Annotated in this window: 25 protein-coding genes; 18 read left to right on the top strand and 7 right to left on the bottom strand. The window is 65.7% G+C overall.

Features of this window, described 5'->3' with window-relative positions:
• Nucleotides 1-7 precede the first annotated feature (7 nt).
• From QW881_RS13405 to QW881_RS13390, 4 genes are read left to right on the top strand one after another with little or no spacing between them, the layout of a single operon-like run.
• Nucleotides 8-955, top strand: a complete 948-nt coding sequence (locus QW881_RS13405; protein WP_315780351.1) for an ABC transporter permease — start codon at nucleotides 8-10, stop codon at nucleotides 953-955.
• Nucleotides 948-1,778, top strand: a complete 831-nt coding sequence (locus QW881_RS13400; protein WP_316158427.1) for an ABC transporter permease — start codon at nucleotides 948-950, stop codon at nucleotides 1,776-1,778. Before QW881_RS13405 ends, QW881_RS13400 begins: the two co-directional genes overlap by 8 nt.
• On the top strand, nucleotides 1,775-3,349 hold the full coding sequence (gene nikE / locus QW881_RS13395; RefSeq protein WP_316158426.1) for an ABC transporter ATP-binding protein: 1,575 nt from the start codon (nucleotides 1,775-1,777) through the stop codon (nucleotides 3,347-3,349). Before QW881_RS13400 ends, nikE begins: the two co-directional genes overlap by 4 nt.
• A 17-nt stretch (nucleotides 3,350-3,366) precedes the next feature.
• Complete coding sequence (locus QW881_RS13390; protein ID WP_316158425.1) at nucleotides 3,367-4,581, top strand: M20 family metallopeptidase; 1,215 nt, start codon at nucleotides 3,367-3,369, stop codon at nucleotides 4,579-4,581.
• A gap of 8 nt (nucleotides 4,582-4,589) precedes the next feature.
• On the opposite strand, the gene QW881_RS13385 is transcribed toward QW881_RS13390, so the two are convergent.
• From QW881_RS13385 to QW881_RS13370, 4 genes are all read right to left on the bottom strand, one after another.
• Complete coding sequence (locus QW881_RS13385) at nucleotides 4,590-4,949, bottom strand: carboxymuconolactone decarboxylase family protein (protein WP_316158424.1); 360 nt, start codon at nucleotides 4,947-4,949, stop codon at nucleotides 4,590-4,592.
• A gap of 9 nt (nucleotides 4,950-4,958) precedes the next feature.
• Nucleotides 4,959-8,180 (bottom strand): efflux RND transporter permease subunit, encoded by a 3,222-nt coding sequence (locus QW881_RS13380; RefSeq protein ID WP_316158423.1) that lies wholly within the window; start codon nucleotides 8,178-8,180, stop codon nucleotides 4,959-4,961.
• Complete coding sequence (locus QW881_RS13375) at nucleotides 8,177-9,166, bottom strand: efflux RND transporter periplasmic adaptor subunit (protein ID WP_316158422.1); 990 nt, start codon at nucleotides 9,164-9,166, stop codon at nucleotides 8,177-8,179. The genes QW881_RS13380 and QW881_RS13375 overlap by 4 nt, the downstream gene beginning before the upstream one ends.
• Before the next feature lie 124 nt (nucleotides 9,167-9,290).
• Nucleotides 9,291-9,599, bottom strand: a complete 309-nt coding sequence (locus QW881_RS13370) for a metalloregulator ArsR/SmtB family transcription factor (protein ID WP_316158421.1) — start codon at nucleotides 9,597-9,599, stop codon at nucleotides 9,291-9,293.
• Nucleotides 9,600-9,719: 120 nt separating this feature from the next.
• Here QW881_RS13370 and QW881_RS13365 point away from each other — a divergent pair, with 120 nt between their 5' ends.
• The 5 genes from QW881_RS13365 (at nucleotide 9,720) to QW881_RS13345 (ending at nucleotide 13,600) form a co-directional block, all read left to right on the top strand.
• The gene (locus QW881_RS13365) at nucleotides 9,720-11,006 is read left to right on the top strand and encodes an FAD/NAD(P)-binding oxidoreductase (protein WP_316158420.1); all 1,287 of its coding nucleotides are present in this window, start codon (nucleotides 9,720-9,722) and stop codon (nucleotides 11,004-11,006) included.
• Nucleotides 11,003-11,443, top strand: coding sequence for a thioredoxin TrxC (gene trxC / locus QW881_RS13360; RefSeq protein WP_316158419.1), 441 nt, complete (start codon nucleotides 11,003-11,005; stop codon nucleotides 11,441-11,443). The genes QW881_RS13365 and trxC overlap by 4 nt, the downstream gene beginning before the upstream one ends.
• A 61-nt stretch (nucleotides 11,444-11,504) precedes the next feature.
• Nucleotides 11,505-11,708: a DUF2892 domain-containing protein gene (locus QW881_RS13355; RefSeq protein WP_315739305.1), complete on the top strand. Its 204-nt coding sequence runs from the start codon at nucleotides 11,505-11,507 to the stop codon at nucleotides 11,706-11,708.
• Nucleotides 11,709-11,745: 37 nt separating this feature from the next.
• Nucleotides 11,746-13,191 carry a cytochrome c oxidase accessory protein CcoG gene (gene ccoG, locus QW881_RS13350; RefSeq protein ID WP_316158418.1) on the top strand — a complete coding sequence of 482 codons (1,446 nt, stop codon included), beginning with the start codon at nucleotides 11,746-11,748 and terminating at the stop codon, nucleotides 13,189-13,191.
• A gap of 196 nt (nucleotides 13,192-13,387) precedes the next feature.
• A complete protein-coding gene (locus tag QW881_RS13345; protein ID WP_315757830.1) occupies nucleotides 13,388-13,600 on the top strand; it encodes a hypothetical protein in 213 nt (70 codons plus the stop codon).
• A 72-nt stretch (nucleotides 13,601-13,672) separates the two neighbouring features.
• Here QW881_RS13345 and QW881_RS13340 read toward each other — a convergent pair whose 3' ends face one another.
• Nucleotides 13,673-14,311 carry a TetR/AcrR family transcriptional regulator gene (locus QW881_RS13340; RefSeq protein ID WP_315757960.1) on the bottom strand — a complete coding sequence of 213 codons (639 nt, stop codon included), beginning with the start codon at nucleotides 14,309-14,311 and terminating at the stop codon, nucleotides 13,673-13,675.
• Between the two features lie 262 nt (nucleotides 14,312-14,573).
• Here QW881_RS13340 and QW881_RS13335 point away from each other — a divergent pair, with 262 nt between their 5' ends.
• The 8 genes from QW881_RS13335 to QW881_RS13300 are packed head-to-tail and all read left to right on the top strand — an operon-like array spanning nucleotide 14,574 to nucleotide 22,959.
• Nucleotides 14,574-15,434, top strand: coding sequence for a xanthine dehydrogenase family protein subunit M (locus QW881_RS13335; protein ID WP_315757959.1), 861 nt, complete (start codon nucleotides 14,574-14,576; stop codon nucleotides 15,432-15,434).
• Nucleotides 15,431-15,964 carry a (2Fe-2S)-binding protein gene (locus QW881_RS13330; RefSeq protein ID WP_315757829.1) on the top strand — a complete coding sequence of 178 codons (534 nt, stop codon included), beginning with the start codon at nucleotides 15,431-15,433 and terminating at the stop codon, nucleotides 15,962-15,964. Before QW881_RS13335 ends, QW881_RS13330 begins: the two co-directional genes overlap by 4 nt.
• Complete coding sequence (locus tag QW881_RS13325) at nucleotides 15,961-18,336, top strand: xanthine dehydrogenase family protein molybdopterin-binding subunit (protein ID WP_315757828.1); 2,376 nt, start codon at nucleotides 15,961-15,963, stop codon at nucleotides 18,334-18,336. Before QW881_RS13330 ends, QW881_RS13325 begins: the two co-directional genes overlap by 4 nt.
• A 24-nt stretch (nucleotides 18,337-18,360) precedes the next feature.
• Nucleotides 18,361-19,611 carry an ABC transporter substrate-binding protein gene (locus QW881_RS13320; protein ID WP_315757827.1) on the top strand — a complete coding sequence of 417 codons (1,251 nt, stop codon included), beginning with the start codon at nucleotides 18,361-18,363 and terminating at the stop codon, nucleotides 19,609-19,611.
• Nucleotides 19,612-19,621: 10 nt separating this feature from the next.
• On the top strand, nucleotides 19,622-20,494 hold the full coding sequence (locus QW881_RS13315; protein ID WP_315757826.1) for a branched-chain amino acid ABC transporter permease: 873 nt from the start codon (nucleotides 19,622-19,624) through the stop codon (nucleotides 20,492-20,494).
• Nucleotides 20,494-21,495 (top strand): branched-chain amino acid ABC transporter permease, encoded by a 1,002-nt coding sequence (locus tag QW881_RS13310; protein ID WP_315757825.1) that lies wholly within the window; start codon nucleotides 20,494-20,496, stop codon nucleotides 21,493-21,495. The genes QW881_RS13315 and QW881_RS13310 overlap by 1 nt, the downstream gene beginning before the upstream one ends.
• Nucleotides 21,492-22,247 carry an ABC transporter ATP-binding protein gene (locus QW881_RS13305; protein ID WP_315757824.1) on the top strand — a complete coding sequence of 252 codons (756 nt, stop codon included), beginning with the start codon at nucleotides 21,492-21,494 and terminating at the stop codon, nucleotides 22,245-22,247. Before QW881_RS13310 ends, QW881_RS13305 begins: the two co-directional genes overlap by 4 nt.
• Nucleotides 22,240-22,959 carry an ABC transporter ATP-binding protein gene (locus QW881_RS13300; RefSeq protein ID WP_315757823.1) on the top strand — a complete coding sequence of 240 codons (720 nt, stop codon included), beginning with the start codon at nucleotides 22,240-22,242 and terminating at the stop codon, nucleotides 22,957-22,959. Before QW881_RS13305 ends, QW881_RS13300 begins: the two co-directional genes overlap by 8 nt.
• A gap of 20 nt (nucleotides 22,960-22,979) precedes the next feature.
• Here QW881_RS13300 and eutC read toward each other — a convergent pair whose 3' ends face one another.
• Both eutC and QW881_RS13290 read right to left on the bottom strand, forming a co-directional pair.
• Nucleotides 22,980-23,771, bottom strand: coding sequence for an ethanolamine ammonia-lyase subunit EutC (eutC, locus tag QW881_RS13295; protein WP_315757822.1), 792 nt, complete (start codon nucleotides 23,769-23,771; stop codon nucleotides 22,980-22,982).
• On the bottom strand, nucleotides 23,771-25,156 hold the full coding sequence (locus QW881_RS13290; RefSeq protein WP_315757821.1) for an ethanolamine ammonia-lyase subunit EutB: 1,386 nt from the start codon (nucleotides 25,154-25,156) through the stop codon (nucleotides 23,771-23,773). Before QW881_RS13290 ends, eutC begins: the two co-directional genes overlap by 1 nt.
• 260 nt (nucleotides 25,157-25,416) lie before the next feature.
• On the opposite strand from QW881_RS13290, the gene QW881_RS13285 reads away from it, so the two are divergent.
• Nucleotides 25,417-25,761, top strand: a complete 345-nt coding sequence (locus QW881_RS13285) for a Lin0512 family protein (RefSeq protein ID WP_315757820.1) — start codon at nucleotides 25,417-25,419, stop codon at nucleotides 25,759-25,761.
• The last annotated feature ends 291 nt before the right edge of the window (nucleotides 25,762-26,052 follow it).

Below are 26,052 nucleotides of genomic sequence, written 5' to 3'. Positions count from 1 at the left end.
CCGAGCGGTGTCATTCGCTTGGCTGCTACGGCGGCTGCTCCTGATGGTCTACACGGTCGTCATCGTCAGCGTGCTGGTGTTTGCCATCACACAGGCGCTGCCGGCTGATGCCGCGCAGACGCTGCTTGGCGAGAACGCCTCGCCAGAGGCGCTGGCAGCCGTTCGCAGCCGGCTCGGGCTCGACGATCCGGTCTGGCAGCAATTCGCGCATTGGGTCGCGCACGCGGCCACGGGCAATTTCGGCGTCTCCATGCGCACCGGCCTGTCGGTCGCGCCGGAGATGCTGACGGCGCTGTCGCGCTCTCTGCTGCTGGCAGCTGGCGCTCTCGTCGTCACTCTTCTGATCGCAGTCCCGCTCGGAATCTTCGCGGCGCTCCGCAAGGGCCGGCCGACGGATACGACGACCAGCGTGATCGCCTATCTCGGGGTCTCCCTGCCGGAATTCGTCACCGCAACCGTGCTGGCGCTGCTGCTGACCGACATCCTGCCATGGCTGCCGGCGACCGGCTACGTGTCGCCGCTGGAGGATGCCGGGCTGGCGCTACGCCATCTGATCCTTCCGGTCCTGACGGTCTCTGTGATTCTCGTCGCGCATGTCATGCGCATGATGCGCTCGGAGACGCTGGACGTGCTGCAGTCCGACTACGTTCGCGCGGCGCGGCTGAAGGGCCTGCCCGAGCGGACGGTGCTGGTGCGGCACGTGATGCGCAACGCGCTGCTGCCGGTCATCACCATCGTCGCGCTCGACGTCGGCTATCTCCTGGGCGGCATCATCGTCATCGAGGAGATTTTCGCCATCCCCGGCATCGGCCGCGCATTGATGATCGCCATCACCACCCGCGATCTGCCGTCGATCCAGGCCGGCGCGATGATCATGGCGGTCACCTACGCGATCACCAACACGCTGGCGGATGTCGTCTACGCGCTGCTCGACAAACGGATCAGCTATGACTGAGCTGTTCGGAAGGATGATCCGCAAGCCGCAGGGGGTGATCAGCGTGATGCTGCTCGTTGCCCTCGCCATCATCTGCATCCTCGGCCCGTGGCTCGCGCCCTATGGGCCGGAGAAGATGGATTTTCTCGGCCGTTTCCGCCCGCCGGGATGGCAGAACTGGCTGGGCGCCGACCAGTTCGGCCGCGACGTGCTGAGCCGCCTGCTGTCCGGCGCGCGCGCCACCGTTCCGATGGCGCTCGCGGCGACGCTCGCCGGCAGCGCGATGGGCGCCGTGATAGGCGTCGCATCGGCCTATCTCGGCGGCAAGGCCGACGAATTCATCATGCGCAACAACGATGCTGTGATGGCCATTCCCGGTCTCCTCATGGCGCTGCTGCTGGTCAGCACGCTCGGCAATGGGGCTGTCAACGCGGTGATCGCGATTGGCTTTGCGTTTGCGCCTGGCATGGCGCGGGTCACGCGCTCCGTAGCCCTTGCGGTGCGCAATCAGGACTACGTCAAGGCTGCCATCGCGCGCGGCGAGGCGGCATCGCAGATCATCTTTCGCGAAATGCTTCCCAACGTGATGGGCCCGATCATCATCGAGGCCACGATCCGGGTGTCGTTTGCGGTGATGCTGTTCGCTACGCTGAGCTTCCTTGGCCTGGGAGCGCAGCCGCCGGCATCCGAATGGGGGCTGATGGTGGCCGATGCGCGGCAATACATGCACCAGGCGCCGTGGATACTGATCGCGCCCTCGGCGGCGATCGCGCTGTCGGCGATCGCCTTCAATCTCGTCGGCGATGCGCTGCGCGACGCGCTGCATCCGCGGGACGATCGATGAAGCCGGCGCTCGCCATCACCAATTACGGGCTGGACTACGTCACATCGGCGGGCGCCGTCGAGGTGCTGCGCGACGTGTCACTCGAGATCGCGCCGGGCGAGGTGCTCGGCCTCGTGGGCGAATCCGGCTCCGGCAAGAGTTCGCTGGCCTGGGCGCTGATGCGGCATCTGCCGGCCAATGCCCGCGAGATCTCGGGATCGCTGCGCCTCGGCGATATCGACCTGCGGTCTCTGAGCCCGAAGCAACTCACCGAGGTGCGGGGCCGCCGGATCGGCATGGTGTTCCAGGACCCGTCGACCGCGTTGAATCCGACACTGACCATCGGCCGTCAGATCACCGAGACGCTGATGCGTCATCGCGGTCTGAACGCGCGGGCCGCCAGGGATCTCGCGATCGAGCTGCTCGGCCATGTCGAGCTGCGTGACCCCGCGGCGGTGCTGCGGCGCTATCCGCACGAGATCTCCGGCGGCGAGAAGCAGCGGGTGATCATCGCGACGGCCTTCGGCTGCCGGCCCGATGTCATCCTGTTCGATGAGCCTACGACGGCGCTCGACGTCATCACCGGCGCCCGCATCATCGAGCTGTTCGCGCGGTTGCGCGCGGAGACGGGCGTCGCTGCGCTCTACGTCTCGCACGATCTCGCGATGATGACCCGGGTCGCCGATCGTGTCGCGGTGATCCGGCACGGCCGCATCGTCGAGCAGGCGGGGGCATCTGATATATTTCGGACGCCGCAGCACGACTATACCAAGGCACTCATCGCCGCGGTGCCGCGTCCGGAGCGGCGGCTCGTGAATGATCAGCCGGGCGCTGCCATGGTGCTTGAGGCGCGTGGCATCGAGGTGCATTACGGCCGGGCCAGCCTGTTCCGCGCGTCGCCACCACCGGCAACCAAGGCCGTCGATGTCGACATCCGCACAGGCGAAATCGTCGGCCTCGTCGGCGAATCCGGCTCGGGGAAATCGTCCATGGCGCGCGCCCTGACCGGGCTTGCCCGCTTCGACGGTACCATCAGTTTCGACGGCCGGATGCTGCGCGGGGCCCGCGACATGAATTCCGCCTATCGTCGCGATGTTCAGATCGTGTTCCAGCACCCGGATTCCTCGCTCAATCCGCGTCACCGCATCGGCGAGATCCTGTCGCGTCCCTTGAGGCTCTACGGCGGTGATGTCGCCTCAGTGCCGCGCCTTCTCGATCAGGTCCGGCTGCCAGCGTCCTATGCGATGCGCTGGCCGCACCAGCTATCCGGCGGCGAGAAGCAGCGCGTCGCAATCGCACGGGCCTTTGCCGCGCGGCCGCGACTGGTGATCTGCGACGAGATCACGGCGCCTCTCGATGTCTCCGTCCAGGCCCAGATCATCGAGCTGCTGCTGGCTTTGCGCGCCGAGACCGGCGCGGCCTATCTCTTCATCACCCACGATCTCAACCTGATCAGGCAGATCGCGCACCGCATCGTCGTGATGCGCCACGGCCGGCTGGTCGACAGCCGTGCCGTCGATGCCTTCGGCGCAGACGACGTTCACCCTTACACCCGCGAGCTGATGGCGGCCTCGCCAGCGCCCGTTGGCTGACCGCAAGGATTGCCCCCATGGATCGCAACGACCTGCTCGCCCGTATCTCCGTCCCGGAGTCGCTCGTGCTGCTGTCGCGCATGGTACAGCATAAGAGCTATTCGAAGACCGAAGGCGAGAGGCAGCTCGCGACGTTCATGGCCGAGCAGATGAGCGAGATCGGCCTGGATGCGGTCGTCGCGCCGTTCGGTGCCGAAGGCCGCGTCAACGCCGTTGGCCGCTGGAACGGCACCGGCGGCGGCAAGAGTCTGCTGTTCAACGGCCATGTCGATACCAATCCGGTGACGGAAGGCTGGACCGTCGACCCCTGGGCAGGGAAGGTGGACGACGACTTCGTCTACGGAATCGGCGTGTCAAACATGAAGGCCGGCGACGCCGCCTATTTCTGCGCGGTCAAGACGCTGATCGAGGCCGGCGTCAAGCTGAGGGGCGACGTCATCCTGACCTATGTGGTCGGCGAGCTGCAGGGCGGAGTCGGCACCTACTCGTTGCTGGAGCAAGGGCTGCGCGCGGACTATTTCATCAATTCTGAGCCAACCGACCTCAAGGCGATGACGATGCATGCCGCGGCATTCATGTTCATCATCGAGCTCGTCGGCAACACGCGGCATCTGTCGAAGCGGGAGGAGGCGGTTGACGCCATCACTGCCGCCTGCGATCTCATTCCGCGTCTCAATGCGATGCGATTCTCCGGCGCGCGTTCGCCGGCACATGAGGCCATCAACCGCGTCCATGTCGGCGTCGTGCACGGCGCGCTCGGTCGTGAGTTGCACGAATGGCGGACGCCGCAGGTCGCGGATTTCGTCCGCATCAAGGGCTCCGGCCGTTATGCGCCAGGGCAGACCGAGCAAGGCGCGCTGGCGGACATGCGGCGCGAGCTCGATGCGCTGGAGGGGCGTTTTCCCGGCCTGAAGGCCCATCTGATGTCGGAGGACCGCGCCGGCGTGCCGACCATGCCGCCGTTCGAGGTCGCGCCGGACAGCCCGATCGTCCGAGCCGTCAACAATGCCTATCGCGTCGTGCGCGGCGCCTCCCAGCCGACGGGCCCGGTGGCACCGAGCTGCTTCTATGGCACCGACGCCGGCCATCTCTATACGTATGGCGGCATGGAGGGCATCGTCTGCGGGCCGGGCGGCCGCTACAACACGATGCCGGACGAGCGCGTCGACATTCCCGACTATCTCGACATGATCCGCATCTACATGCTGGCCATTCTCGATATCTGCGGCTGAACCCGCGCTCAGGCGGCGGCTGTCGCTTGTTCCTGGAACTGTTCGAAGGCCGCGATCGCATCGGCGGCATACATGAGCGACGGTCCGCCGCCCATGTAGATGGCCATGCCGAGCGTTTCCTCGACCTCCTGGCGGGTCGCGCCGAGACGCACCAGCGCGTCGGCGTGGAAGCCGATGCAGCCGTCGCAGCGGACGGCGACCCCAATCGCCAGCGCGATCAGCTCCTTGGTCTTCTTGTCGAGGGCGCCGTCGCGACTCGCGGCCTGAGCCAGTGCAGAGAAGCCGTGCATGACCTCGGGGATGTCCTTGCGCAGCGTTCGCAGATTGCCGGAAATGTCCTTGCAGAGCTCGGGGTAGTTCTTGTCCATCATCATCTCCTAGGACATCTTCGTGGTGGGTTTGCCGGGCTCGCGCAGCGCGATGTAGATTGCGGGAATCACGAGCACGGTGAGCAGGGTGGATGAGGCCAGGCCGAACAGCAGCGAGATCGCCAGCCCCTGGAAGATCGGGTCGAGCAGGATCGTCGCTGCACCGATCATCGCCGCGAGCGCCGTCAGCAGGATCGGCTTGAAGCGCACGGCGCCAGCCTCCAGCACGACGTCGCGCAACGTCTTGCCCTCGCCGCCGCTGTGGCGGATGAAGTCGACCAGCAGGATCGAGTTGCGGACGATGATGCCGGCCAGCGCGATGAAGCCGATCATCGACGTCGCCGTGAACGGCGCGCCCAGCAACCAGTGGCCGAGCAGGATGCCGATCAGGGTCAGCGGGATCGGCGTGAGGATCACGAGCGGCAGCCGGAAGCTCTTGAACTGTGCCACGACCAGAACGTAGATGCCGAGGATGGCCGCGCCGAACGCCGCGCCCATGTCGCGGAAGGTTACGTAGGTGATCTCCCATTCGCCATCCCACAGCAGCGTCGGGCGGGACTCGTCCTTGGGCTGGCCGTGGAAGCCGATCACGGGCTTCGGCAGCTTGCCCCAGTCATGGGCGTCGATCCGGTCGGCGACCGCGAGCATGCCGTAGAGCGGGGCCTCGAAGCGGCCGGCGAGTTCGGCCATCACCATGTCGGCAAAGCGTCCGTCACGGCGGAAGATCGTCGGCGACCCCTCTTCCATGGTGGCCTTCACGACCTGGCCGAGTTCGACGACGGTCTTGCTGCCGGGCACCGTGTTGGCGGGCACCGGCGTCGATGCCAGGGCCTGACTCCAGCTCTTGTCGTGCTTCGGCAGACGCACGGCGATCTCGATCGGATTGCGGTCTTCGCCGCGATGCGAGTAGCCGACCGAGACGCCGCCGAACAGCGTCTGGATCGTGTCGTAGACGTCGCGCTGCTCGACACCGAAGAATTCGAGACTGTCCTGGTCGATCGACAGTCGCAGCCGCGGCCGGCGCTGACCGATGGAATCGTCGATGTCGACGATGAAGGGAACGTCGGCGAAGACCTTCTTGAGTTCGGTGGTGACGGCGCGCCGAGTCGCCGCGTCCGGACCGTAGATCTCCGCCAGCAGGGTGGCGAGCACCGGAGGCCCGGGCGGCACTTCGACCACCTTGATGCTGGTGCCGGCCGGCACAGGGATGCTCTTCAGCCGCTGGCGCAGCTCGAGCGCGATGTCGTGGCTCGCGCGCTTGCGGTCGCCGCGCGCGGCGAGATTGACCTGGAGCTCGCCGAGCTCGGGCCGCTCCCGCAGATAATAGTGCCTCACGAGACCGTTGAAGTTGAACGGCGCCGCCGTGCCGGCATAGCTCTGCACGGTCGTGATCTCCGGCAGCCCATGCGCGATATCGGCGGCCGCGAACAGCGTGCGCTCGGTATCCTCCAGGCTCGCGCCTTCGGGCAGATCGACCATCACGGCGATCTCCGACTTGTTGTCGAACGGCAGCAGCTTGACGGTGACGGACTTGGTGGCGAACAGCGTCATCGACAGCAAGGTGGCGATGCCGACGCCGAGCAGGAAGATCCAGGCGGAGCGCTTGCTGGCGACGATCGGGCGCGCAACGCTGCGGTAGATGCGTCCGAGACGGCCTTCGCCATGCGCATCATGAGAGCCTGCCGAGGCGCTGGTCGACCTCGGCGCCAGCCGCAGCATCAGCCACGGCGCCACCACCATGGCGACGAAGAACGAGAACAGCATCGCCGCCGAGGCGTTGGCCGGGATCGGCGCCATGTAGGGGCCCATCAGTCCCGACACGAACAGCATCGGCAACAGGGCGGCGACCACGGTCAAGGTCGCGACAACGGTGGGGTTGCCGACTTCGGCGACGGCCTCGATGGTGGCCTGCAGGCGCGGCCGGCCGTCATGCATGCCCCAGTGGCGGGCGATGTTCTCGACCACGACGATGGCGTCGTCGACCAGGATGCCGATCGAGAAGATCAGGGCAAACAGGCTGACACGGTTGATCGTGTAGCCCATCAGATTGGCGGCGAACATCGTTAGCAGGATCGTGGTCGGAATCACCACGAAGGTCACGAGGGCCTCGCGCCAGCCGATGGCGACCGCAATCAGCACGACGATCGAGATCGTGGCGAGGCCGAGATGGAACAGTAGCTCGTTGGCCTTCTCGTTGGCGGTCTCGCCGTAGTCGCGCGTCACCGTGACTGCGACGTCGCTCGGAATGAGACTGGCCTTCAGCCCTTCGAGGCGCTGCGCGATGTCGTGAGACACCACCACGGCATTGGCGCCGGCGCGCTTGGCGAGCGCAAGACTCACCGCCGGCACCCGGTGCCAATCGCCCTTGTCGTTGCGGGCATCGTCCCAAACGCGATGCTCCGCGAGATTGGGGCCGATGACGACGGTGGCGACGTCGCGCACATAGACGGGACGACCGTCGCGCGTCGAGATCAGCAGCAGGCCGATGTCCGGGATGCCCGTGAGCGTCTGGCCCGCGGCGACATTGCGCACGATGCCGCCGTCGCGGACGTCTCCGGCCAGGAACGATCGGTTCGCGTCCTTCACCTTGGCGACGAGCTGCTGCAGGGTCACGCCGAACAGCGACAGTTTTTCCGGATCGGGCTCGACCCGGATCTGCTGGGCGCCGCCGCCGGAGATATAGGTGAGGCCGATATTGTCGACCTTGGTCAGCTCCGCCCGCAGCTTGTCGGCGAGCTCGTAGAGGTCCTTGTCGGACCAGCGCCCGGCGGCTTCCGGCTTCGGCGACAGCGTCAGCACGGTGACGGCGACGTCATTGATGCCGCGGCCGACGATCAGCGGCTCGGGAATGCCGACGGGGATGCGGTCGAGGTTGGCGCGTAGCTTCTCGTGGACGCGCAGGATCGCGTCCTCGAACTTGGTTCCCACCAGGAACCGCGCGGTAACCATGACACGGTCGTCCTCGGTCTGGCTGTAGACGTGTTCGACGCCATCGATCGCCTTGACGATGGTCTCCAGCGGCTTGGTCACGAGCTCGACGCCGTCGGGCGCACGCAGGCCGTCGGCGTTGACCCGGATGTCGACCATCGGCACGCTGATCTGCGGCTCTTCCTCGCGCGGGATCACGACGACGGCGATGAGGCCGACCACGAGCGCCGCGAGCAGAAACAGCGGCGTCAGCGGCGAGGCGATGGTCGCCTGGGTAAGCTTGCCTGAGAGTCCGAGTTTCACGGCTGCTCCAACTGGTCGCCGGCGCGCAGGCCGGACAGGATTTCGAGTCCATCGGGAAGATCGGCGCTCGGCAGAGCGCGGCCGCGCTGCACCGGAACGCTCACCTTCTGCGCCCCTTGCTGCAACTGGACATAGTCGATGCCGAACCGTGTTGTGACGAAGCGCTGCGGGATCACGTAGGCATCGCGTTGGCCGCCGGAGATCCAGACCCGGAGCCGGTCGCCGACGAAATACTGGCCGAGACCGGAGACGATCGCGTCGGCCACGACACGGCCTTCCTCGATCTGCGGATAGACCAGGTCGATCACACCCCATTTGTCGGCGCTGTCACCGAACTCGGCGCCGTCGACCCGCACCCTGTCGCCCGCCTTGAGAAAGAGAGCGTGCCGCTCGGGCACGCGCAGTCGCAGCTTGAAGTTCTGCTGCGCCACGGTCACCACGGGATCGCCCGGCAGAACGACCGATCCGACGGCAACGAGCTTTTTCAGCACGCGGCCGTCGTCGGGCGCCAGCACTTGGCCTTCGCTCATCTGCTGGTTGACCACGGCACGCTCGGCGGTCTTGGCCCGCAGCCCGTTCTCGGCGACGTTGAGCGCCGTGCGCGTCTCGTCGAGCTTGATGCGGGGCAGGGTGCCGCGCTCGACGAGGCCCTCGGTGCGCGTGAAGTCGATCTGCGCCTGGTTGGCTTGCGCCTGCAGCGCTTCGATCTGGGCGTCGAGCGATTTGATCTGCAGGGCCAGCTTTTCATCGCCGATCAAGGCGATGGGCTGGCCGCGCTTGACCGGGTCGCCTTCGCGCACCGAAAGCTGCACGATGGTGCCGCCGATACGGCCGCGGGCAGGGACCACGCTGATGCTCTCCACCGTCGCGAACACCGCCTTCTCGTCGGCGACCTGCCGTGGCGCCACCGTCAGCGTCTCCGCAAGGGCCGGCGCCGCCTGCCACGCCATCGCGGCGATCAAGCTCAGGACCGATAATCTACGCATCAGCCTATTCCTGTCTCTTCTATTGACCTAAATCGGGTAAAGCGAAACATCCGTGGGCGGCAAAGACATCCCACCGGGATGCGGGTTCCCACTTGATGCTAGTCAAGTCGGCGGGATCGCGCCGTCATAGTCTCGGCGCAGGTTTCGGCGGCCGCGTTGCGCAATAGACCTGATAGAGCGTCTTCAGGACCTCGCGGGCCGGCTCGCTGGTGATCGAATAGTAGATCGTCTGCCCCTCGCGCCTGGCGGTGACCAGGCTGTCCTTGCGCAGGAGCGCCAGGTGCTGCGACACGGTTGAATCGCGCAGGCCGAGAAACTCGGCGAGTTCTCCGACCGACCGCTCGTCGTCGACCAGCTGGCAGATGATCAGGAGGCGATGGCGGTTCGACAGCGCCTTCAGCAGGTCGCTGGCCTGGTCCGCCGCCGCTTCCATGATGTCAGCGTTAATTTTCATAGTTGCGTATATACAGATATTCGAATATATAGTCAAGGCCGGCGGCGGCGCCGCGGTGACATGAAGCAAGAATGAATCAAGTGCGGATGGAGGATCCCAATGGCGGAAATCGTAGTGATCGGGGCGGGGCTGAGCGGCTCGCTGATGGCTTATGAAATGTTGCCGCAACTGAGGAAGGAGGATCGCGTGACCGTCGTCTCGCAGGGGTCCTCCTATCATTTCGTGCCGTCCAACCCCTGGGTGGCCGTGGGCTGGCGCAAGCGCGACGAGATCGAGATCGATCTGGTCGACGTCATGCAGCGCAAGGGTATCCGGCTGTTGACGCAGGGCGCCAAGAGGGTGCACGCCGCCGAGAACCAGGTCGAGCTCACGGACGGCGCCATGGTGGCTTACGACTATCTCGTCGTCGCGACCGGTCCCGAACTCGCCTTCGATGAGATTCCAGGGCTCGGACCGGATGGACATACGCAGTCCGTGTGCCATGTCGACCACGCCGCCCATGCCAAGGCGGCGTTCGACAGGCTGGCCGAGAAGCCTGGCCCGGTGATCGTCGGCGCGGTGCAGGGCGCATCCTGCTTCGGACCGGCCTACGAATTCCTGTTCATCCTGGAGACCGAGCTGCGCCGCCGCAAGCTGCGCGACCAGGTGCCGATGACCTTCGTGACATCCGAACCCTATATCGGTCATCTCGGCCTCGACGGTGTTGGTGACACCAAAGGCTTGCTGGAGAGCGAGATGCGCGAGAAGCACATCAAGTGGATCACCAGCGCGCGCGTCACCAAGGTCGAGGACGGCCGCATGTTCGTGGAGGAGGTCGCCGACGACGGCTCCGTCCGCAAGACGCATGAGCTGCCGTTCGCCTATTCGATGATGCTGCCGGCATTCCGCGGCGTCGGCGCCGTCAGAGGCATCGACAAGCTGACCAATCCGCGCGGCTTCGTCGTCGTCGACAAGCATCAGCGCAATCCGACCTTCCCCAACGTGTTTGCCATCGGCGTCTGCGTTGCGATCCCGCCGATCGGGCCGACGCCGGTGCCGGTCGGGGTGCCCAAGACGGGTTTCATGATCGAATCGATGGTGACGGCGACGGCCCTGAACATCGGGGCGCTGCTGCGCGGCGAGGAGCCAAAAGCCGAGCCGACCTGGAACGCGATCTGTCTTGCCGATTTCGGCGATTCCGGCGTGGCCTTCCTGGCTCAGCCGCAGATCCCGCCGCGCAACGTCAACTGGTCGTCGAAGGGAGAGTGGGTGCATTACGCCAAGGTCGCCTTCGAGAAGTACTTCCTGCGCAAGATGAGGCGCGGGACGCCCGAGCCGTTCTACGAGAAGTTCCTGCTCGACCGGCTCAACATCGCCAAGATCAAGGAAGTCAGGACCGGCACATGAGCAACGGTTTGCAGATCGTGTGCGGCCATTGCGGGCAGATCAACCGTCTGCCCGCGGACCGGGCGCCGACGCAGGGGAAATGCGGCAAGTGTCATGCGCCGCTGTTCAGCGGCCATCCGATCGAGGTCGACCAGGCCGCGTTCGAACGCCATGTCGCGCATAGCAGTTTGCCGCTGCTCGTCGACGTCTGGGCGCCGTGGTGCGGCCCGTGCCGCGCGATGGCGCCGATGTTCGCGCGCGCTGCGCAAGAGCTGGAGCCGCGCGTGCAGCTTCTGAAGCTGAACTCGGACGAGGCGCCGGAGGTGTCGGCGAGGTTCGGCATCTCCGGAATTCCAACCATGCTGCTGCTGCAGCAGGGGCGGGAGCTGGCGCGGATCTCGGGTGCGATGGACTCGCAACGAATCGTCGCCTGGACACTGTCCGGCCTGCGGCAATAGCCGTACGGCCGGACCGGCACTTGCTTGATTACGCTCAAATGCAACCATGAGGGAGTATGTCATGAACGTCGACAAAGCAGTTCTCACCTTCGCAGGGATCGTCGTCCTGCTCAGTCTGGCCCTGGGCTGGTACGTCAGTCCCTACTGGTTCTTGCTGGCGGCCTTTGCTGGAGTGAACATGATCCAGGCCTCGTTCACGGGCTTCTGTCCGGCAGCGATCGTCTTCAAGAAGCTGGGGCTCAAAAGCGGCAACGCGTTCTCCTGAATCGGTCGGAAGGACGGCAAGATGAAGCGAGGATATCATGGCTGACTCGGACGAAACCTATATCGTCGGGCCGCTCTACAAGGCGCGCGAAAAGGTCTATCCGGCGGCCGTGCACGGCCGCTTCCGGCGCATCAAGTGGACGATCCTGTGCATCACGCTCGGCATCTACTACCTGCTGCCCTTCGTCCGCTGGGATCGCGGTCCCGGCATGCCGAACCAGGCGGTGCTGGTCGACTTCCCGCATCGCCGGTTCTACTTCTTCTTCATCGAGTTGTGGCCGCAGGAGGTCTACTACTTCACGGGGCTGTTGATCATCGCGGCCGTCGCCCTGTTCCTGATGAATGCAGTGGCCGGCCGGCTGTGGTGCGGCTACCTCTGTCCGCAGACGGTGTGGACCGACCTATTCTACGTCGTCGAGCGCTGGGTGGAAGGCGATCGCCGTGAGCGCATCCTCAGCGACAGGCGCGGCTGGACCTTCACCCATATTCGCCAGGCCGCGCTCAAGCACTTCCTCTGGATCATGATCGGCTGGTGGACCGGCGGCGCCTGGGTGCTGTATTTCGACGATGCGCCGACGCTGGTGAAGGACCTTGCCACCTTCCAGGCGCCGTTCACCGCCTATCTCTGGATCGGCATCCTGACGGCGACGACCTATGTGTTCGCCGGCCACGCCCGCGAGCAGGTCTGCATCTACATGTGCCCGTGGCCGCGCATCCAGGCCGCGCTGACCGACGAATGGGCGCTCAACGTCACCTACAAGGGCGACCGCGGCGAGCCGCGCATGTCGGTCAAGAAGGCGGAAGCCGCACGGCTGCAGGGCGCTCCCGCCGGCGACTGCATCGACTGCCACCAATGCGTCAACGTCTGCCCGACCGGCGTCGACATCCGCCACGGCATCCAGCTCGGCTGCATCCAGTGCAGCCTGTGCATCGACGCCTGCGACAGCGTGATGACCCAGATCGGCCGTCCGACCGGCCTGATCGGTTACGACACCGACATCAACGTGCAGCGCCGCAAGGAAGGCAAGCCCGAGATCTACCGGATCATCCGGCCGCGCACGGTCATCTATGCGAGCTTCATCGCGATCGTCGGCGGGATCATGCTGTACTCGCTGGCCACGCGCGGCACGATGGGCATCAACGTGCTGCATGAACGTAACCCGCTGTTCGTTCAGTTGTCGGATGGCGGCGTCCGTAACGACTACACAGTCCGCCTGCTCAACAAGCGCGGCGCGCGCGACTTCGTGCTGGACGTCGTGGGGCTTCCGAACGCCAAGGTGACGGTGGCCGGCGAGACGCGCGAGCAGGACGGTCGCATGGTGATCGATGTCGGCCAGGACCAGACCCGCGAGATCCGCATGTCGATCGAGGCCAAGGGGGCCAACCTTCCCTCCGCGCCGGTGGACATCGAGATCAAGATCACGGATCCGGCGACCGGTACTTCGGTCAGCAAGCGCGATCACTTCGTTCCAGCGACACGATAGAGCAGTGTCGTTCGATCGCCGATCGTGAGGCGTCGGCGGCATTCCGTGGGCTCATCGGGACTGATCGAGGGAGGAGCGGTCGCTCCTCCCTCGATTGCTGAGTCCGGTTGTTCCAAATCAATGCCGGCTCGAGGTCGCAGGCAGAGCATTCTCGCGTCAAGGGATCGAAAGCTTTCCTACTGGCGGAGAAAGACAGATGTTCAAGGTCGCAATTCTCATCTGGGTCATGCTGGGCACCGTGCTTGCAGGCAGCGCGGTTACGGCATTGTTGACGGTGCAGGGGCTGGTTGCGAGCCCGATGAAGGACCTGCCGTTGGCGGCGCTGGTCGGATTCGTCGTCGCCATGCCGCTATCCTATCTCGTCGCCGCGAAGATCAGCCGCAATGGTGGGCGTGGCCGAACGGCGTGAAGGCCGCAGCCGGCAGGCATGTTCGGTAGCCTCAGAGAGCCTGCTCAGCATCGCCGCCGACGACGGGCCGGATCATCGTGCTGTTCCGGCCTGATCGTCGTGCACGAGCCGCGGGAGCGCCAGTCTGGCGCCGTCCATGAAGAGGTCGATCGCATCACGCACGGTTTGCTCAAGATCGGATGGAACGGGTGTCTCGTAGATGAACTTTCGGATCGCGAGATAGAAGATGCGTCCGTGCAGTCCCCAGAACATCTCCGTCTCGCGGTTGCCGAGAGGGCAGGTAGCGGCGTCTGGGAGCTGCAGTTCATGCCGCAGCTCGATCGCGGCAGGCTCGATGATCTCGCGTCGGACGAGGTCGAGGTAGCGACCGGTGATGCCGAACGACTTCATGCCGGAGAACACGAAGATCCGCACCCAATTATATTCGAACACGCGCGCCACATAGTCGAGATAGAAGCCGGTTAGCCGTGCCTTCAGCGGATGGCTGCGATCGCGGATCAGCGGGCCCCAATCCTGCGACCAGCGGCTCAGATAGACCTCCTGATAGACGCGCTCGATGAGGGCTTCCTTGCTGGGGAAGTGCCGGTAGATCACCGAATGCGCGATACCCATGCGCTTCGCGAGTTCCCGCGTCTGGCCTTCGAAGCCGCGCTCGGCGAAAAAGCGGATGGCTTCCTCCACGATCACGCGCTCGCGGTCGGCGGCGCGCATGTTGCGGCGCCTCGCGCGAGGGCGGCCGTCGGTTCTCCGCTGGCCTCCACCAACGCGGCCGTTTGTCTCAGCGTTCGCTGTCTTCGAGGTCTTAGCCATGGTCTCATCGATTGCGGCGACAGCCTGCTTGATACCCGAAAGCAGATTTGTGACCAATCGTTCGTTTCTGGTTGACCGCGCTGCCGCCACGTGCAACTCTTTTAAGACCAGATGGTCACAAATCTGGGACTCCGGGCTGGCGAGCCCTGGCGGCGAGGAACGGATGAAAGCGAGGGCTTTCAGCTATTTTCGTGCACACACGATCGGCGAGGCGCTCGAAGCTCATGCGGGCGCCGGCGACGATGCACGCTTCATTGCCGGTGGCCAGAGTCTGGTTCCGGCGCTGGCGTTGCGTCTTCAGGCGCCGCGTATTCTGATCGATATCAATCACATTGCAGAGCTGCGCGGCGTCACGCGGGACGGCGAGTGGTTGCGGATCGGCGCCTTGACCCGGCACTGCGAGATGCTGACCGATCCGCTGATCGCCGAGTTTGCGCCGCTGTTGCGCGCCGCAGCGCCGTTTGTTGCGCACCCTGCCATCCGCAATCGCGGGACCTTGGGCGGCAGTGTTGCGCTGGCCGACCCGGCTTCCGAATTTCCGGCGATGGTGTTGGCGCTCGACGCCGAGATCGAGATTGCCGGCACGTCCGGCCGGCGCCGCGTCAAAGCCGATGACTTCTTCACCGACCTTTTTGAGACGGCGATCGCGTCAGGCGAGCTCCTCGTCGCAGTTCATGTTCCTCTCTTCAAAGCCGGCCAGCGCATTGCGTTCGATGAGCTGGCCCGCCGGCGCGGCGACTATGCATTGGTCGGTTGCGGCCTGCTCGCGACCTGTCAGAGTGATCTGATCGAGCGTATCCGCATTGCGTTCTTCTCGGTCGGCAATGTCCCGACCCGTGCGAGACATGCGGAGGCAGCGCTGACGGGCGGCCGGATCGATGCCGGACGGATTGCGGCCGCGCAGGCTGCGCTTGATGACGATCTCGCGCCTGCTGACAGCGACGGTGTTCCGGCGGCGATGCGCCTGCATCTCGCACGCGTTCTGCTCGGCCGGCTGTTGGGACGGATCGGAGATGCCGCATGAGCGCGCCGGTCGACATCGAGGCCGACGAGCAGGTCCGCATTCGCCTCATCGTCAACGGCCGCAAGGTGGCTTGTGACGTCGCGCCTCGCGACACGCTGGTGGATTGTCTTCGCCAGCAGCTCGAATTGACCGGCACGCATGCCGGTTGCGAAATGGGCGCCTGCGGCGCCTGTCTGGTTCAGCTCGACGGCGCTGCTGTGCATGGCTGCCTGATGTTTGCCGTGCAGGCCGATGGCGCGCGGATCGATACGATCGAGGGGCTCTCGGAGGGCGGCGTGATCGCCGACCTGCAGGCCGAGTTTCATCGGCGCAATGCGCTGCAATGCGGGTTCTGCACGCCGGGTATGCTGATCATCGCTCATGAGCTGCTGACCCGTGCTGCACGGCCGAGTCGCGAGACCATCCGCGACGCGCTCTCGGGCAATTTCTGCCGCTGCACCGGATATGAAGCGATCGTCGACGCCATCGCCGCAGTGGCTGCGGCGCGGTCGGCAACGGCATCGCAGGACGCGGAGGGCTCGTCACAATGAGCGCGCCGCTGACCTCGCTGGACCGTCCGAATTCCTATATCGGCCGCTCCGTGCCGCGACCGAATGCGAAGCGGCTGCTCGCCGGACGCGGGCGCTACGTGACCGACGTTCGCCTGCCTCGCATGCTGTACGCAGCCTTCCTGCGCAGCCCGTATGCTCATGCACGGATCATCCGCATCGAGGTCGATGCGGCGCGGGCGCTTTCGGGCGTGCATCTGGTTGCGACCGGCGCCGATCTGGCGAAGATCTGCACGCCGTGGACCGGGACGCTCGATCATTTCAAGGGCATGACGTCCGAGCCGCAGCTGCCGCTGCCATTGGATCGCGTCGTCTGGGCCGGGCAGGCCGTGATTGCCGTAGTCGCCGAGAGCAGGGCGATTGCGGAGGATGCGCTGGAGCTGATCTCGGTCGACTACGAGGAGCTGCCGGCGGTGGTCGATCTCGACGCCGCGCGTCGGCCGGGGATGCCGCTGGTCAATCCGGTTGCGGCGTCCAACATCTGTTTCCGCACGCAGCTCGACAGCGGAGGCGTCGATGAGGCCTTCGCGTCGGCCGCGCATGTGATCGTGGAAGAATTCAGCTTCGGCCGTCATACGCCGGTCACGCTGGAGCCGCGGGCCATCGTCGCGGATTATGATCCTGAGAGCGGCGCGCTGACGGTGCATCACGCCACGCAAACGCCCTACCAGTTCCAGGATCTGTACGCTCGCCACTACGGCATCCCGGAAGCCGGCGTGCGCGTGATCGCGCCCGATATCGGCGGCTCGTTCGGCATGAAGCTGCATGTCTACCACGAGGACATGGCGGTTGTCGGGCTGTCGATCCTGCTCGGGCGCCCGGTCAAATACGTCGCCGACCGCATCGAGTCCTTCGTGTCGGATATTCATGCCCGCGATCACCATGTCCGCGCGCGCATGGCCGTCGACGCCGAGGGCAAGATCCTTGCCATGGACGTCCACGATGCCACGGCGATCGGCGCGTTCTCGACCTATCCGCGCACCAGCGTCGTCGAAGGCAATCAGGTCATCCGCCTGATCGGTGCGCCGTATGACTTCAAGTCCTATCGTGCCGCGCTCGAGGTCGTGTTCCAGAACAAGGTGCAGACCAGCCAGTATCGCGCGGTCGGACATCCCATCGCCTGCGCGGTTACCGAGCGCATGGTGGATCTCGCCGCAAGCCGCGTCGGGATCGACCCGTTTTCCATGCGCGCCAGGAATGTGATCGCCGACAATGCCTATCCGACGGCCTCGCCGAGCGGCTACAGGTTCGAGGCGCTGTCGCACGAGGTCTGCCTGCGGCGGCTGCGCGAGATCATGGACTACGACACGCTGCGGGCTGAACAGGCCGAGCTGCACCGGCGCGGCATCTATCGCGGCATCGGCATTGCGACCTTCGTCGAGATCACCAATCCGAGCCCGGCCTTCTACGGCGTCGGCGGCGCGCGGATCTCCTCGCAGGACGGCGCGACCGTCAGCCTGACGCCGTCGGGCGAGGTGCGCTGCGCGATCTCCGTGACGGAGCAGGGACAGGGCACCGAGGCGATCATCAGCCAGATCGTCGCCGACCAGCTCGGCCTCGCCCAGGAGCACGTCAAGATCATCACCGGCGATACCGAAGTCACGCCGCATGGTGGTGCGACCTGGGCCTGCCGCGGCGCGGGCATCGGTGGCGAGACGGCACTGCAGGCGGCGCGGAAGCTCAAGGCGAACATTCTGGAGATTGCCGCGCTGGTGCTGCAGGAGCAGCCCGCCGCGCTCGACGTCATCGACGGCCAGATCGTCAGTGTCGCCGCGGGACAGCCGCGTCTGCCGGTCGCCGAGATCGCGCGCATCGCCTATTTCCGGTCCGACACCTTGCCACCGGGCACTCAGGCGCAACTGACGGTCAGCCATCATTTCGCGCCGCAGGGCTACCCCTTTGCCTTCACCAATGGCATCCAGGGCAGCTACCTTGAAGTCGATGTCGAGACCGGCTTCATCAAGCTGCTGAAGCACTATGTCGTCGAGGATTGCGGCCGGATCATTAACCCGATGCTGGTCGACGAGCAGTTGCGCGGTGGTGTCGTGCAGGGTCTTGGCGCTGCGCTGTTCGAGGAGTGCCGTTACGGTGAGACCGGCCAGTTGCTCAACGGGTCGATGGCCGACTATCTGGTGCCGATGGCGATGGAGATGCCAGACATTACCATCGATCACGTCGAGACGCCGACGGCGGACACCATTCTCGGCGCAAAGGGCTGCGGCGAGGCCGGCACCGCGGCCGCGTCGGCCTGTGTGCTGAATGCGGTCAATGATGCGCTGATGCCCTTCGGCGCTTCCATCAACACCATTCCCATCACGCCTGAGCGCGTGCTCAAGGCGCTCAACCGGTTCTAAGAAAAACGAATGAGGGAGGAGATCATGCCAAACTACGAGACGAGGCTGCGACGCACAGGAATATCCCGCCGTACGGCGCTGATGGGGATGTCGGCAGGTGTCGCCACGCTCGCGATGCCGCGCCTGGGACGCGCCGCCGATGACACCATCCGCATCGGATTCCCGACGCCGCTGACCGGTCCGTTCGCCGCCGAGGCGCGTGACCAGGTCAAGTGCGCCGAGCTCGCCGTCAAGCTGGTCAACGACAAGGGCGGCGTCGCCGGCCGCAAGGTCGAGCTGCTGGTGCGCGACGACAAGCTCAACGCCGGCGAGGCGGCGACGCGGACGCTCGAGCTGATCGAGAAGGATAAGGTGCATGCCGTCGTCGGCGCGCTCTCCAGCGCCGTCCAGCTTGCCGTCAACGAGGTGACGCGCGCCCGCGGCGTGATCTACGTGTCGATCAGCCAGTCCGACACCATCAACGAAGCCAAGGATTTCAGCAAATACACCTTCCACGAGGCGCTGAACCCGCACATGACCACGGCGGCCGTGGCCCGCCAGACCATCAAGAAGGGCATGAAGGTCGCCCATCTCGTGGCCGACTATGCCTATGGCCATGAGATGCTGCGCGGCTTCAAGCGGGCGCAGACGGCGATCGGTGCCGAGAGCGTCGGCGAGATCCTGCATCCGTTCGGTGCGGCCGACTATTCGACCTTCATGCCGCGGCTGATGTCGCTGCGGCCGGACGTGCTGTGCATCAGCAATTTCGGCCGCGACCAGGCCAACGCGATCAAGCAGGCGGTGGATTTCGGCATCAAGCAGCAGATGAAGATCGTGGTGCCGGTGATCCTGCACAACCAGCGCCTCGCCGTCGGGCCCGACGTGTTCGAGGGCGTCGTCGGCGGCGCCAACTATTATTGGGGTCTCGAGACACAGAACAAGACCGCGGCCGAGTTCAACAAGGCGTTCCGGGCCGCCAATGGCGGTGCGATCCCGACCGACTACGGCGCCTATGGCTACTCCGGCGTCGGCTCGCTGTTGCAGGCGATGCAGGCAGCCGGCGGCACCGAGACCGATAAGGTCGTCGCGGCGCTGGAGGGACTGCAATACGATCTGACCAAGGGCCCGCAGCATTACCGCAAATGCGACCACCAGTCGGTGCAGTCGGTGCTGGTGCTGGAATCCAAGAAGAAGTCGGCGATGGCGAACGAGAACGACCTGTTCGCGATCGTGGCCAGCGATCCAGGGGCGGACGAGATGCTGCGAAGCTGCAGCGAACTCGGCCACCCGACCTGATCCTGAACGCATGGACCTCTCGCTGATCATCATGCAGCTGTTTTCCGGCATCGCCCTTGGGGCGGTGCTGGTGATCACTGCGCTCGGCCTCACCATCGTGTTCGGCATGCTCGGCGTGGTCAATTTCGCCCATGGGGCGCTGTTCATGATCGGGGCCTATGCCGGTCTGTATCTGGCATCGCTGACCGGCAGCTTCTGGTGGGGCTTGCTGCTCGCCCCAATTCTGGTCGGCGCGTTCGGCATGCTGATCGAATTCGTCCTGGTCCGACGTCTGTATGGCCGCTCGATCGATGATCCATTGCTGCTCACCTTCGGTCTCAGCTACATCCTGGTCGAGGGCGTGCGCATCGTGTTCGGCAGCGACGGCATTCCGTTTCCAACGCCGTCCCAATTGATTGGCGTCGTCGATCTCGGCGTCGGCTTCTTTCCCAAATATCGTCTGTTCGTGATCGCGCTCGTGGCCGTCGTGCTGTTGGCGCTCTGGCTGATCCTGGAGAAGACCCGGGTCGGCCTGATGGTCCGTGCCGGCGCCCGTGATCCCCTGATCATGCGTGTGCTCGGGGTCGATATCAGCAAGGTGTGGCTCGCGATCTTCGGCCTCGGCGTCGGGCTTGCCGCGCTCGGCGGGGTGCTGGCGGGACCCATGCGCAGCGTCAATCCCGAGATGGGAACGCTGGTGCTGGCGGAAGCCTTCGTCGTCACCGTGATCGGCGGCCTCGGCTCGATCGTCGGTGCCGTGGTCGCGGGACTGATGGTGGGGATCTGCATCAGCATGGTCGCGCTGTTCGCGCCCGAGATGGCGACGATCGTGATGTTCGCGCTCATGGCCGCGGTCCTGCTGATCCGGCCGCAGGGCCTGTTCGGCCTCAGGGGGAGAGCGTGATGACGGTGCAGTCGACCGGCGAAGCACCGCCGCTCCATCAGGCGCAGCGCCTCTTCGCTTTCCTCGCGGATCATCGCGTGCTGGTCTCGCTGGTCGCGCTGGCGCTGCTGCCCTGGCTGCTGCCGTCGAAGGCGCTCGCCGTGAACGTCCTGATCTACGGTGTCGTGGTGATGGGCTACAATCTCCTGTTCGGCTACACCGGTCTGCTGTCGTTCGGTCACGCCGCATTCTTCGGCACCGGCGCGTATCTGACCGGCATCGCTATCGGTCGCTGGGGCCTGCCGTGGTTTGCCGCGGTGCCGGTGGCGATCGCGGCGAGCACGGCGCTTGCCGCATTGATCGGAACCATCTCGACGCGAACCCGCGGCATCTATTTCTCGATGGTCACGCTCGCGCTGGCGCAACTTGTCTACTACGTGGCATTGCAGGCCTCCGCCTTCACCGGCGGCGAGAACGGGCTGCGCGGCTTCACGGTCGACCACATCGGTCTGTTCGGTGCGCAGATCAACTTCCTCGATCCCGTGAACAAATATTACGTGCTGATGGTGCTCGCGGCGATCGCGATCTGGGTGCAGTCGCGCATCCTCAACTCGCCATTCGGCGCGGTCATCGAGGCGATCAGGGAGAACGAGCAGCGCGCGCGGGCCTGCGGCTACGACGTCGAGCGCTGCAAGCTGATCGTGTTCATGCTGTCGGGCGCGATCTCCGCCGTCGGTGGCTGCATGTCTGCGCTGCATCTGTCGATCGTGCCGCTCGACATCCTGCATTACCAGACCTCCGGCATGATCGTGATGATGGTGCTGCTCGGTGGCGCCCGCAGCTTTTTCGGGCCGTTCGTGGGGGCTGCGGTCTTCCTGATCCTGGAGGACGTCGTGTCATTGTGGACGCCGCACTGGCAGATCGTGGTCGGCGCCATCTTTGTCGTGTTCGTGCTGTTCCTGCCCAAGGGCATCTGGGGCACGTTCCTGGACGCGCTGCCAATCGCGAGGGAGCGGCGATGAGCACCGAGCTGTTGCGCGCGGACGGGATCGGCCGTCGCTTCGGCGGCTTCGTCGCGCTCGAAGGCATCTCCGTCGCGTTCGCGGCCGGCGAGTTGACCTCGATCATCGGCCCGAACGGGGCCGGCAAGAGTACCTTCTTCAACATCCTCTCGGGCACGCTGTCGCCGAGCAGCGGCACCTTGCGCTTCAAGGGCCGCGAGCTGAACGGCCTGCCACAGCATCGCTTCGTACATCAGGGCATCTCGCGGTCGTACCAGATCACCAACATCTTTCCCGACCTGTCGGTCCACGAGAATGTCCGGGTCGCCGCCCAGGCGATGCGGGTGAGCTACGATATCTGGCGCAAGCGCGCGGATCTTGCCGAGCTCGGCGAACGCGCTGATGCGGCGCTCTCTGCCGTCGGCCTGATCGGCAGGCGCGGCGAGCTTGCGAAGTATCTGGCCCACGGCCAACAGCGCGCGCTGGAAATCGCGATTGCGCTGGTCTCCGAGCCGGAGCTGCTGCTGCTGGACGAGCCGACCGCGGGCATGGGGCCGGAAGAGACCAAGGAGATGGTCGCGCTGATGGAGCGGCTGGCGGAGAAGCGCACGGTGCTGCTGGTCGAGCACAAGATGAAGATGGTGCTGGGCTTGAGCCAGCGAGTGCTGGTGCTGCATCACGGTCGGCTGCTTGCCGATGGCCGTCCTGAGGACATCCGATCCAACCCCGACGTGCGTCGGGTCTATCTGGGACAGAGTGAAGGCTATGGCTGAGACCGCGTTGCTCGAGCTAGACGGCGTCCAGGCCTGGTATGGCGCCAGCCACGTCCTGCACGGCATCTCGCTGCGCGTGAACGAGGGCGAGGTGGTCGCGCTGGTCGGCCGCAACGGCGCCGGCAAGACCACGACGTTGCGCACCGTCATGGGGCTGATGCCCCGGGCCGCGGGGCGCGTGCGCTTTGCCGGCCATGATCTGCTGCCGCTTGCGGCCCACAAGCGCTTTCATCTCGGGCTCGCTTATGTTCCGGAGGAGCGCCGCATCGTGCCGGGCCTGTCGGTGCGCGAGAACCTGCGGCTTGGGCTGGTCGCCGCCAGCGCCGACATCGAGGAGCGCGCGGCGTTCGCCGAGGTTGCGGAGACCTTTCCACGATTGAACGAGCGGCTGGATCAGGAGGGCGTCACGCTGTCGGGCGGCGAGCAGCAGATGCTGGCGATCGCGCGGGCCTTGATCGCGCGGCCGCGCATGGTTCTGCTCGACGAGCCCTCCGAAGGCATCATGCCGGTGCTGGTCGAGGAGATGGGCGTGCTGTTCCGGCGGCTGCGCGACCAGGGCAAGACGCTGCTGTTGGTTGAGCAGAACGTCGAATGGGCGCTGCGCCTCGCCGATCGCGCCGTGATCATCGACCAGGGCGAGGTCGTGCATGAGAGCAGCGCCGCGGCGCTGCTGGCCGACAAGGATATCCAGGACCGCTATTGCGCGGTGTGATGCTTCGGACTGCGCCGGCATCATGACGCGCCATCTCCATCCGGCGCCGGCAGCTGCGGCAGCCGGGCGAGGCTGACGCCGGCAGCCTGGTGACGGAACATGCGTTCGAGCAGCTCGGCGGCTTGTCTCGCCGCATCCGCCGGCGCGAGCCCGCTTTGGCGGACATTGGAGATGCAGTTGCGCTCGGAATCGACGCGGCCGCGGCGCGGCATCCAGGTCAGATAGAGGCCGAGCGAGTCGGCGGCGCTCAGACCCGGGCGCTCGCCGATCAGGATGATCGAGGCCGACGCGCCGAACAGCTCGCCAACATGATCGGCGAGCGCGACGCGGCCCTGCGAAGCAACGATCACCGGCGATAGCCGTCGGCCGGTTGCAGCCAGGCGCGGCATCAGCGCATCGAGCACGGGCAGGGCGTTGACCTGCACCGCGCGGCTGCTCAGGCCATCGGCGACCACCAGCACGATGTCGGCCGGCGCGCGCGGCTCCGACAGCAGCGCTTCCGCCGCGGGCGAGAGCAGGCGGCCTGCGTCGGGGCGCTGCAGATAGGTCGCGCGATCGGCGACGCGGCTGTGCACGGCAAGCGCCGGCCAGCCATGCGCGGTGACCTCGGCCGCAAAGCGCTCGGCATCGAATGGCTTCAGCACGGCATCGCGAGCTTCGGCATGGGCAGCCTGGAAGGCGAGATGTGCCGACGTCGGCAGGCCAGGACCGCAGCGTCCCAACGCGATCCGTGCCTCGGTGTAGCGTGACAGCCAGCGCCAATCGTCCGATGACGAAGTTGCCGGCGAGTCGCTCTTGTCGGAGCCGCCCATCACTTGGCCTCCAGCAGCGGCAGCGCCGGCATCAGCCGCGCCGGCTCGAAGCGCAGCTCGCCTCTGGAATCGCTGAGGCCGGTGGCCGCGAGCCAGGCCTCGAACTCCGGCGCCGCGCGCTTGCCGAGCACCTTGCGCACATAGAGCGCGTCATGGAACGACGTACTCTGATAGTTCAGCATGATGTCGTCGGCGCCGGGCACGCCCATGATGTAGGTGCAGCCGGCGACGCCCAGCAGCGTCAGCAGTGCATCCATGTCGTCCTGGTCGGCTTCGGCGTGGTTGGTGTAGCAGACGTCGCAGCCCATCGGCAGTCCGAGCAGCTTGCCGCAGAAATGGTCCTCAAGTCCAGCGCGCATGATCTGCTTGCCGTCATAGAGATATTCCGGGCCGATGAAGCCGACCACGGTGTTGACCAGCAGCGGTCGGTAGCGCCGCGCCACCGCGTAGCAGCGCGCCTCCAATGTCTGCTGATCGACGCCGCAATGGCCGCCGGAGGAGAGCTCGCTGCCCTGTCCGGTCTCGAAATACATCACGTTGCCACCGACGGGACAGCGCTGCAGGCCTTCGGCCGCGGCGAGCGCCTCGTCGAGCAGCGACAGCGTGATGCCGAAGCCGCGATTGGCCTCCTCGCTGCCGGCCAGCGACTGGAACACGAGATCGACCGGCGCGCGGCGCTCGATCGCCTTCAGCGCGGTCGTAACATGGGCCAGCACGCAGGACTGGATCGGTGCATGCGAGGCAAGCCGCAAGGTCTCGATCAAGTCGAGCAGCCGTACCATCGTGTCGACGTCGTCGCTTGCCGGGTTGATGCCGATCGTTGCATCGCCGACCCCGTACATCAGCCCGTCGAGGATCGAGGCCGCGACACCCTTGAGATCGTCGAGCGGGTGGTTGGGCTGCAGCCGCGTCGACATCCGGCCCGGCAGGCCGATGGTGCAGCGGAAGCGCGTCACGACCTCGCATTTCGCCGCGACCGTCACCAGGTCCTGCAGCCGCATGATCTTGCAGACCGCAGCAACCATCTCCGGCGTCAGCCCCGGCGATACGCCGCTGAGCGCATCTGCGTCGGCCGCATCCGACAGCAGCCATTCGCGGAAAGCGCCGACCGTGAGGCTTGCGATAGGGGAGAACGCCTTGCCATCATGCTGGTCGACGATCAGCTGCGTGACCTCGTCGCTCTCGTATGGAATGACGGCTTCGTTGAGGAAATGGCGCATCGGCAGCTCGGCGAGCGCCATCCGTGCCGCGACGCGTTCGGCGGCATCCTGCGCGGCGAGGCCTGCCAGGACGTCGCCCGAGCGCAACGGCGTTGCCTTCGCAAGCAAGGTTTTGAGGTCGTCGAACCGATAGCGCGTGCCGCCCAGCGTGTGTGAAAAACCCATTGGTGCTCTCCTCAGCGGCTGCCGCGATCAGTCTCGGCGGCCCGGCCGATCACATGGGATCGTCGGGACGGGAGAGCGGAAGAGGACGTCATATCGAGGACCTTTCTCAGCACCGCGCAGAGCGACATCATGCACGATATGTGTCCGCATCCGATGACCATTTTGCCGCGCGTCGCCGTCGATTTCGTGCGGGTTGCGTCGGCGGCGGCGTCGGCTAAGGTCGCGCGCCAAGCGACAACGCAACCCGAGAGGAACCTGACATGACGCGGATCCGCTGCATCACCGAGATGGGCATGGGCGTCGACGTCCATGGCCGCGACGCCACCAAGGCCGCCAGGCGCGCGGTGTCGGACGCGATCCGCCATTCCAGCCTCGGCTTCTTCCGAATGGTCGGCAAGACGCCGCAGGACATGCTCGTCGACGTCACCATCGGCGTTCCCAATCCGGAGGCTGTCGACACCGCCGCGGTCGCCAAGGAGCTGCCCTATGGCACGGTGACCGTGACCGCCGTCAAAGGTGGGCTGGAGATTCCGGCCGAGGCCGGCAGCGACGCCATCATCATCGCCAACGCGGCGGTGCTGGTCCATCTCGACGACGGCAAGTGACGCTCACGCGCAGGGGTCATGCGCGTGGCGTTCTGATATGAATGTCAAACAGCATGTCATCGCGATCCCGCGGCGCGTTGCGCGCCCGGGTGATGATCGTACGGTGTCCCTCTTTGAACAGAGGGCGCAGGGAAGGCCGGGTATCCGCTGATACCCGCGGCCCCCGTGCGTGAAGAAGTGCACGGGGCAGGAACCACAGGCTCAGCCGGACGATCCGGTGGATTCAATTGGTCGTCGCAACACTCGATGAGGAGGTTGCGATGGGCATTCGAAAGAAACGGTCAACGCGGG

The organism is Bradyrhizobium sp. SZCCHNS3016, from assembly GCF_032484535.1.
Lineage (GTDB): Bacteria > Pseudomonadota > Alphaproteobacteria > Rhizobiales > Xanthobacteraceae > Bradyrhizobium.
The sequence above is the reverse complement of the archived record's forward strand: the minus strand, read 5'-3'. Positions and strand labels throughout refer to the sequence as shown.